Source organism: Streptomyces sp. NPDC044002 (assembly GCF_056434525.1).
In genome coordinates this window covers 87,490-94,133 of sequence record NZ_JBWKEZ010000031.1, presented here as the reverse complement: position 1 = coordinate 94,133, position 6,644 = coordinate 87,490, and the positions used below count along the sequence as shown (strand labels likewise).

General features: G+C 74.2%; 7 protein-coding genes. 4 read left to right on the top strand and 3 right to left on the bottom strand.

Annotated elements, in window-relative coordinates:
- The first annotated feature begins 154 nt into the window (after positions 1-154).
- Both AC07A6_RS23130 and AC07A6_RS23125 read left to right on the top strand, forming a co-directional pair.
- Complete coding sequence (locus tag AC07A6_RS23130) at positions 155-1,081, top strand: helix-turn-helix transcriptional regulator (protein ID WP_478778339.1); 927 nt, start codon at positions 155-157, stop codon at positions 1,079-1,081.
- 121 nt (positions 1,082-1,202) lie between these two features.
- On the top strand, positions 1,203-2,066 hold the full coding sequence (locus tag AC07A6_RS23125; protein ID WP_478778338.1) for a dioxygenase family protein: 864 nt from the start codon (positions 1,203-1,205) through the stop codon (positions 2,064-2,066).
- 40 nt (positions 2,067-2,106) lie between these two features.
- Here AC07A6_RS23125 and AC07A6_RS23120 read toward each other — a convergent pair whose 3' ends face one another.
- Positions 2,107-3,222, bottom strand: coding sequence for a hypothetical protein (locus AC07A6_RS23120; protein WP_478778337.1), 1,116 nt, complete (start codon positions 3,220-3,222; stop codon positions 2,107-2,109).
- A gap of 97 nt (positions 3,223-3,319) precedes the next feature.
- Here AC07A6_RS23120 and AC07A6_RS23115 point away from each other — a divergent pair, with 97 nt between their 5' ends.
- On the top strand, positions 3,320-3,757 hold the full coding sequence (locus AC07A6_RS23115; protein WP_386275735.1) for a glutaredoxin domain-containing protein: 438 nt from the start codon (positions 3,320-3,322) through the stop codon (positions 3,755-3,757).
- A gap of 79 nt (positions 3,758-3,836) precedes the next feature.
- Here the strand turns inward: AC07A6_RS23115 and AC07A6_RS23110 are convergent, their stop codons facing one another.
- The gene (locus AC07A6_RS23110; protein ID WP_362460227.1) at positions 3,837-4,259 is read right to left on the bottom strand and encodes a MarR family winged helix-turn-helix transcriptional regulator; all 423 of its coding nucleotides are present in this window, start codon (positions 4,257-4,259) and stop codon (positions 3,837-3,839) included.
- Between the two features lie 174 nt (positions 4,260-4,433).
- On the opposite strand from AC07A6_RS23110, the gene eno reads away from it, so the two are divergent.
- The gene (gene eno / locus AC07A6_RS23105) at positions 4,434-5,741 is read left to right on the top strand and encodes a phosphopyruvate hydratase (RefSeq protein ID WP_478778336.1); all 1,308 of its coding nucleotides are present in this window, start codon (positions 4,434-4,436) and stop codon (positions 5,739-5,741) included.
- Between the two features lie 84 nt (positions 5,742-5,825).
- Here the strand turns inward: eno and AC07A6_RS23100 are convergent, their stop codons facing one another.
- On the bottom strand, positions 5,826-6,608 hold the full coding sequence (locus tag AC07A6_RS23100) for an ATP-grasp domain-containing protein (RefSeq protein ID WP_478778335.1): 783 nt from the start codon (positions 6,606-6,608) through the stop codon (positions 5,826-5,828).
- Between the last annotated feature and the right edge of the window lie 36 nt (positions 6,609-6,644).

Here is a 6,644-nt window from a genome sequence, read left to right as displayed (position 1 = left end):
CTCCCCCCCCCCCCCCCCCCCCCCCCCCCCCCCCCCACCCCCCCCCCCCCCCCCCTCCCCCCCCCCCCCCCCCCCCCCCCACCCCCGGTCCGCCCGCCGCCGCACGTCCGTGAATGGTCTGTACCTGTCGAAGGGCGGGCCGGAGACTGCGGGGATGGACCTGCCTCGGAACACCCGCCCGGCCGATCTCCCGCTGCACCGCCTCGATGTCCCCCTCCCCCACCTGATGCCCTTCGCGATCGGGACCTTCGACACCATCGGCCCGCTGTCGCGCGCCGCCTTCCCCCACCGGCACACCTTCTACGAGATCGTCCACGTGACCGGCGGGAGCGGCGCGCACGTGCTGGACCTGGTACGCCGGCCGGTGGAGCCCCCGCAGCTGTGCGTGATCACCCCCGGCCAGGTCCACCACTGGGACGGGGCGGACGGGCTCACCGGGCACGTGGTGCTCTTCAACGAGGACTTCCTCCTGCCCCACACGGACGACGCGGCCACCCTGCGGGCGCTGGCCGGCCGGCCCGGGCACCCGGCCGGCGACCAGGCCGAGCCGATCGCCGCGCTCCTGGCCGACATGGGCGGCGAGTACCGGGACCTGCGGCCCGGGTACCGGAACGTGCTGCGCGCCTGCCTGCACATCCTGATCGCCCGGGCCTCACGGACCGGTACCGCCGCCCCGCCGGACGCACCGGCTCCGGCGCGGGACCGGGCCGCGGAACTGGCCTCGGCCTTCAGCCGGCTGCTCTGCGAAGCCGGCGGGGCGGGGCGGTCGGTCAGCTGGTACGCACGGGAACTCGGCGTGTCCGCAGGGCACTTCCAGACGCTCGTGCGGCGGGCCACCGGACGCTCCCCCGGCAGCCTGATCCGGCAGCAGCAGACGCTGGAGGCGAAGCGGCTCCTGTCCGGCACGAACATGGCGGTACGCCAGATATCGAACCTGGCCGGCTTCTCGGATCCGGCGTACTTCTGCCGGTTCTTCCGGAGGGAGACGGGGATGTCGCCGGGCGAGTTCCGGAACTGGGCCGGTCGAAATCACCACGATCCCCGGATCGAGTCCATCGCCGCGCACCCTGACGGCCCGTAGGTTGGCTGTCGGCCGCGAGCGGGCCCCGAGACCCGCCCGGGACGGACGGACCCCCGCCAGGGTGCGTCCCTCCCCCTTCGCGCGCCCACACCCCCCACCCCGTCCAGGCGAGGAGACCTCGATGCCCGTACCGGAGGAGCCCACCGCAACACCCGGACCCGCAGGAAGCGGAAGCGGACGCCGGGTCAGCCGCAAGACCGTCCTGCGCGCCGCCGCCGCGCTCGGCACCGCCCCGCTGCTGATCGGGGGGCGGGTCGCACTCGCCCGCGACCAGCCCGCATCGGGCGGCGCAGCCCTCGCCCCGACCCCGGACTGCCACGACGGCGACGAGCCGACGGTGGAACAGATGGAAGGGCCGTACTTCAAGCCCAACTCCCCGCTGCGCAACTCCCTGATCACGAGCGGCACGCCCGGCACCCGGCTCACCGTCACCGGGTACGTCTTCGGCCGGGCCTGCCGCCCGGTCCCCGGAGTGCTGCTCGACTTCTGGCAGGCGGACCACAACGGGGCGTACGACAACAGCGGCTACCGGTTCCGCGGGCACCAGTTCAGCACGGCCCAGGGCTCGTTCAGCCTGACCACCATCGTTCCCGGGCTCTACCCCGGGCGCACCCGCCACCTCCACGTCAAACTCCAGGCGCCCGGGCACCGGGTGGTCACCACCCAGCTGTACTTCCCCGGCGAGCCCCGCAACAGCACGGACACCCTCTTCGACAGCCGCCTGCTGATGAACCTGCGCCAGGCCGGACCCGGTCAGGAGGGCACCTTCGACTTCGTCCTGGACGTGCCCCAGGACCCGACCACCCCGCCCACCACTCCGCCACCGACGACACCGCCGCCCACGGGCACCTGGACGCCGGGCCGGGCGTACCGGGCCGGCGACGGGGCCACGTACGCGGGCCTCGCGTACCGCTGCCTGCAGGCGCACACCGCGGTCGCCGGATGGGAGCCGCCGAACGTCCCCGCGCTCTGGCAACGCCTCTGAGGGCGGGCGGGGCGGCTGCCCCGGCACCCTGGTCCGCCGGCTAGAAGAGGCCTGCGCGCATGTGGTGCACCAGGTTTTCGAGGACCTCGCGCAGCCGGGGGCTGCGGGCGGCCGGCAGGCGGACCAGCGTGTGGCGGAAGGTTCCCGCGTCGGCCCGGAACAGGCGCGTGGGGCGCGGTGCGGGCGGGTCGTCGCGGAGGACGCCGTGGGGCATGGTTCCCGACGCGGGGAGCCGGAGGTGCGGTTCGGGGAAGGCCATCGACTTCCAGATCCCGAACGGCAGCGGTACCGGGTGTGCCGATGCGGCCGGGCCGGCCGGGCTCCAGGGCTCCCCCGTCTGCGGGTGGGTCGGTACGAGCAGCATGTCGGCGTCCCCGTCGGGGGCGGGCAGACCCGGTCCGGCCAGGACGGCGTGCCGCGCGGGCCGGTCCGCGGGCAGCAGGGCGTCGAGGGCACGTTGGAACACCTCCGCGGGCAGGCCGTCGGGGACGGTCACCGGCCGGCCGTCCGCCGCCGCCAGCAGGTGGGCCAGGGCCCGGCCGGCCGCCGCCTCCCACCGCGGGCTCCATGACCACCAGTGGTCCAGCCCGGACACCGCGCCCCACCTGCTGATCGGCTCGACCGGGGGCGTGGCCCTCCCCTCCTCCAGCAGCTCCGCCCATGAGGACACCGCCGTCCCGGCGTCGTCCCCGGTGGCGACGGGGAGGCGGTGCACGGCGTCCGGCGCGAGCCAGACCGCCTGCCAGAGCGAGCAGTCGTCGATCCGGCTCGCCACGGGCAGGCCGCACGCCTCGCAGGCCATGTTGGGGCCGTCGCCCCAGTCGAGTCCGCAGCAGTAGCCGCCACCCGCCTCGGGGATTAGCACCGTGCCGCGGGCGTCACCGGGAGCGATGACGACGGCGCCGGGTGCCCCGTCGGACACGGCGTGCACGGGAGCGTGGATCCCGCGGGCCGCCGCCTCGTCCGCGTCGACCTCCTCCCACCGCCGCCAAGGCGGCCCCCAGGGCTCGGGCTCCACGGCGAACGTGCCCGGCTCCATGAGCACCGGCAGCTGGATCCCGTTCCCGTACTTCTGATGGGCGTGGGCCGGCAACTCGACCTGGGACAACGGGACGGTCAGGCCGGCGCCGCAGCCGGCACAAACGAAAACGAACAAATGCCCTCCGCGAAAGGAAACAAGGGGGCATCGTCGCAGCTGCGCGGCGGGCCACCAAGGTGTTTTCCCGTCCGCCGCGTCGATAGCATGCCTCTCCATGATGCGTGTGTGGATCCTGCCGCTGCTGCTCGTGCTCGGCGGCTCGGCCGTGGCGACCGGTCAGGTCCTCGCAGGGAACCCCGGTACGGCCGCGGTGTTCCTGGCGGCGTTCCTGGCGCTCGCCGGCGTCAACTCGCCCCTGATCTTCCCGAGGTCGACCGGTGCGCGGGAGGCGCAGCGCGGCAGCGCGGCCGACGGCCGGCCGGTCGTGTACTGGCGGCCGGGCTGCAAGTACTGCATACGACTGCGCATACGGCTGGGCCGCAGCGCCCGCGAGTTGCACTGGGTCGACATCTGGCGCGACCCGGCAGGAGCGGAGGCGGTGAGGGCGGCCAACGACGGCAACGAGACCGTGCCGACCGTCGTGGTGGCCGGCCGGCCCCACACCAACCCCGATCCGGCATGGGTGCGCGAGCAGCTCTCCCCTTCCGCGTGATCAGAGTTCCGACGCGCGCCGGTGCCGGATGGCTGGTGGTGCCGGCCCGGCAGGCACGCCGGGCGGTCGGGGGACGGGCCTAGCGGCCGGCGAGCCGTTCCAGCAGGGCGGCGCTGCGCGCGAGCAGTGTGCGTTCCTCGTCCGTGAGTTCGGCCTCGATGGCCTGCGCGAGCCAGCCGGCCCTGCGGCCGCGCTCGGCTTCGAGTGCGGTCCGGCCGGTGTCGGACAGCTCGACCAGGGACTTGCGGCCGTCCGTGGGGTGCGGCCGGCGCGTGATCAGGTCCTGTTCCATGAGCAGCCCGACCGCCCGCGCCATCGACTGCGGGCGTACGCGCTGATCGGCGGCGAGGTCGCTGGTGGTCATGGGGCCGTTGCGGTCGAGGGCACCCAGTACGGCGGCCTGGCCCAGCGGGATGCGGTCCTCGTGCTTGACGCGCCGCGTGAGTTTGCCCATCGCGGTACGCAGTTCGGCGGCGATGGCGGCGGCTTCCGAGGTGTGCATACGGCACTTTACCCCGGTGGCCGACGAACTGTGCACCCGACCTGTACAGCGATGCTGTACAGCCAAACTGAACAGCAGAACTAAACAGCTTTGCTGTAGAGTCTCCTCCTGTCGGGCCCAGCGCCAGCGCTGTCGCAGCCGGGGCCGGACACCTGACCACGGGGAGGAAACACCATGTCCGCGAAGGCAGCCGGGACCGTCGACGCCACCGTCGAGACCGTCACAGCCCGCCGCATCATCGACAGCCGCGGCAACCCCACCGTCGAGGTCGACGTCGTCCTGACGGACGGCTCCCTCGGCCGCGCCGCCGTCCCCTCCGGCGCCTCCACCGGCGCCCGTGAGGCCGTGGAACTGCGGGACGGGGACTCCGCACGCTGGCACGGCAAGGGCGTCGACCGCGCGGTGGCACACGTCAACGGGGAGATCGCAGCCTCCGTGCGCGGCCGGGACGCCGCCGACCAGGCCGGCCTCGACGCCGTACTGGTCGAACTCGACGGCACGCCCACCAAGTCCCGGCTCGGTGCCAACGCGGTCCTCGGCGTCTCCCTCGCCGCCGCCAAGGCGGCCGCGGCCGCCCACCGCCAGCCCCTCTACCGCTTCCTCGGCGGCGCCGACGCCAGCCTGCTGCCGCTGCCGATGATGAACATCGTCAACGGCGGTGCGCACGCCGACAACCCGCTGGACTTCCAGGAGTTCATGATCGCGCCCGTGGGTGCGGAGAGCTTCGCCGAAGCCGTCCGCATGGGCAGCGAGGTCTTCCACACCCTGCGCCGCGACCTGCTGGCCGCCGGGCACTCCACGGGCGTCGGCGACGAGGGCGGTTTCGCGCCCGCGCTGCGCACCGCGGAGGAGGCGCTCGACTTCGTGGTGAACGCCATCGAGCGCACCGGCTACCGCCCCGGCACGGACATCGCCCTGATCATGGACCCGGCGTCGTCGGAGTTCTTCCGTGACGGGGTGTACGACTACCAGGGCGAAGGGGTGCGCCGTACCCCCTCCGAGAACGCCGACTACCTGGCCAAGCTGATCGACGCCTACCCGGTCGTCTCCATCGAGGACCCGATGGCGGAGAACGACTGGGACGGCTGGCGCGAGCTGACCGCCCGTGTCGGCGACCGTTGCCAGCTCACCGGCGACGACCTGTTCTGCACCAATGAGACGCTGCTGCGCGAGGGCATCCGCACCGGGGCCGGCAACTCGGTCCTCATCAAGGTCAACCAGATCGGCACCCTGACCGAGGCGCTGGCCACGGTGGCCACGGCCCACGCGGCGGGGTGGACGGCCGTCATGTCGCACCGCTCGGGCGAGACGGAGGACACCACGATCGCGGATCTGGCGGTGGCGACCGGATGCGGCCAGATCAAGACCGGTTCGCTCTCGCGCTCCGACCGCACCGCGAAGTACAACCAGCTGATCCGCATCGAGGAGGAGCTGGGCGACGCGGCGCGGTACGCGGGCCGCTCCGCACTGCGCCGGGCGTGACCGGCCGGCAGGAGTAGGGACCGGACGGGCCCCCGATCACCATCGGGGGCCCGTCCGCGCCGCGTCGGGCGCGCCGTCCTTCCGCTACGGGACCGCCCGATCCGCGACGGACGATCCGCTCAGGTGCGGCCGGTCCCGCGCGGAGACCGCGCCGACCGGGCCGGCGGCACGGAGCACCACGTCGAGGACGCGGTCCGGTTCGGCGGCGTAGCAGTGAGCGAACCAGGCCATGTTGGCCTCGACGACCGCCCAGCCCCCGTCGGCGAGCCGGCCGATGTCCAGGCACACCGCGCTGGGCAGACCGGCGGCCGTGGCATCGAGGACGGTGCGGGCGAAGGCGCGGCTGCCGGCGTCCAGCGGCGCCGGGTCGAGCCGTCCGTGGACGGCGTAGCGGCTTCCGGTGACGGCTTCCCCGTCGAGGACGAACAACCGGTACTCGGCGGTGAACTCCACCACCCCGCTCACCAGGACCGGCGTGGAGCCGTCGAGCCCGCCCGGCAGGGTCGTCCCGTCCGCGTGCACGGCTGCGGGCAGCAGGTCGATCTTGGCCGAGGGCGGCTTGACGAAAACCCGCTCCCGCAGCGTCCGGGCCTCGGCGAGGGTGGTGAGCCGTACGGGGCGCCGCAGGAGGGTGTGCGGGAGGTGCGTGAGCCAGTCGTCGGCCGGTTCGAGCAGCCCGAGGCCCAGGGGGCCCGCGAGGCGCGCTGCCGCGAGCGGGCCGCCGTACCAGTACGCCCGGCGCCCCGCGGCGAGCGCCGCCCGGTCGGCCACGTCGTAGCCGCGCCACGCCGCCGCCCTCGCGATGAGTTCGGCGGTCGAGGTGCGGGGTGCGGACAGGAGGAGGACGGGCGGGGTGCGGGCTTCCATTCCGGTGAGCCTAACGAACCCTGCCCGCCGGCCCCG

Bases quoted from the DNA above. Each gene is read 5' to 3' on its own strand.
- AC07A6_RS23130 (WP_478778339.1), top strand. From the start codon at position 155: ATGGACCTGCCTCGGAACACCCGCCCGGCCGATCTCCCGCTGCACCGC.
- AC07A6_RS23125 (WP_478778338.1), top strand. From the start codon at position 1,203: ATGCCCGTACCGGAGGAGCCCACCGCAACACCCGGACCCGCAGGAAGC.
- AC07A6_RS23115 (WP_386275735.1), top strand. From the start codon at position 3,320: ATGATGCGTGTGTGGATCCTGCCGCTGCTGCTCGTGCTCGGCGGCTCG.
- AC07A6_RS23110 (WP_362460227.1), bottom strand. From the start codon at position 4,259: ATGCACACCTCGGAAGCCGCCGCCATCGCCGCCGAACTGCGTACCGCG.
- eno (WP_478778336.1), top strand. From the start codon at position 4,434: ATGTCCGCGAAGGCAGCCGGGACCGTCGACGCCACCGTCGAGACCGTC.
- AC07A6_RS23100 (WP_478778335.1), bottom strand. From the start codon at position 6,608: ATGGAAGCCCGCACCCCGCCCGTCCTCCTCCTGTCCGCACCCCGCACC.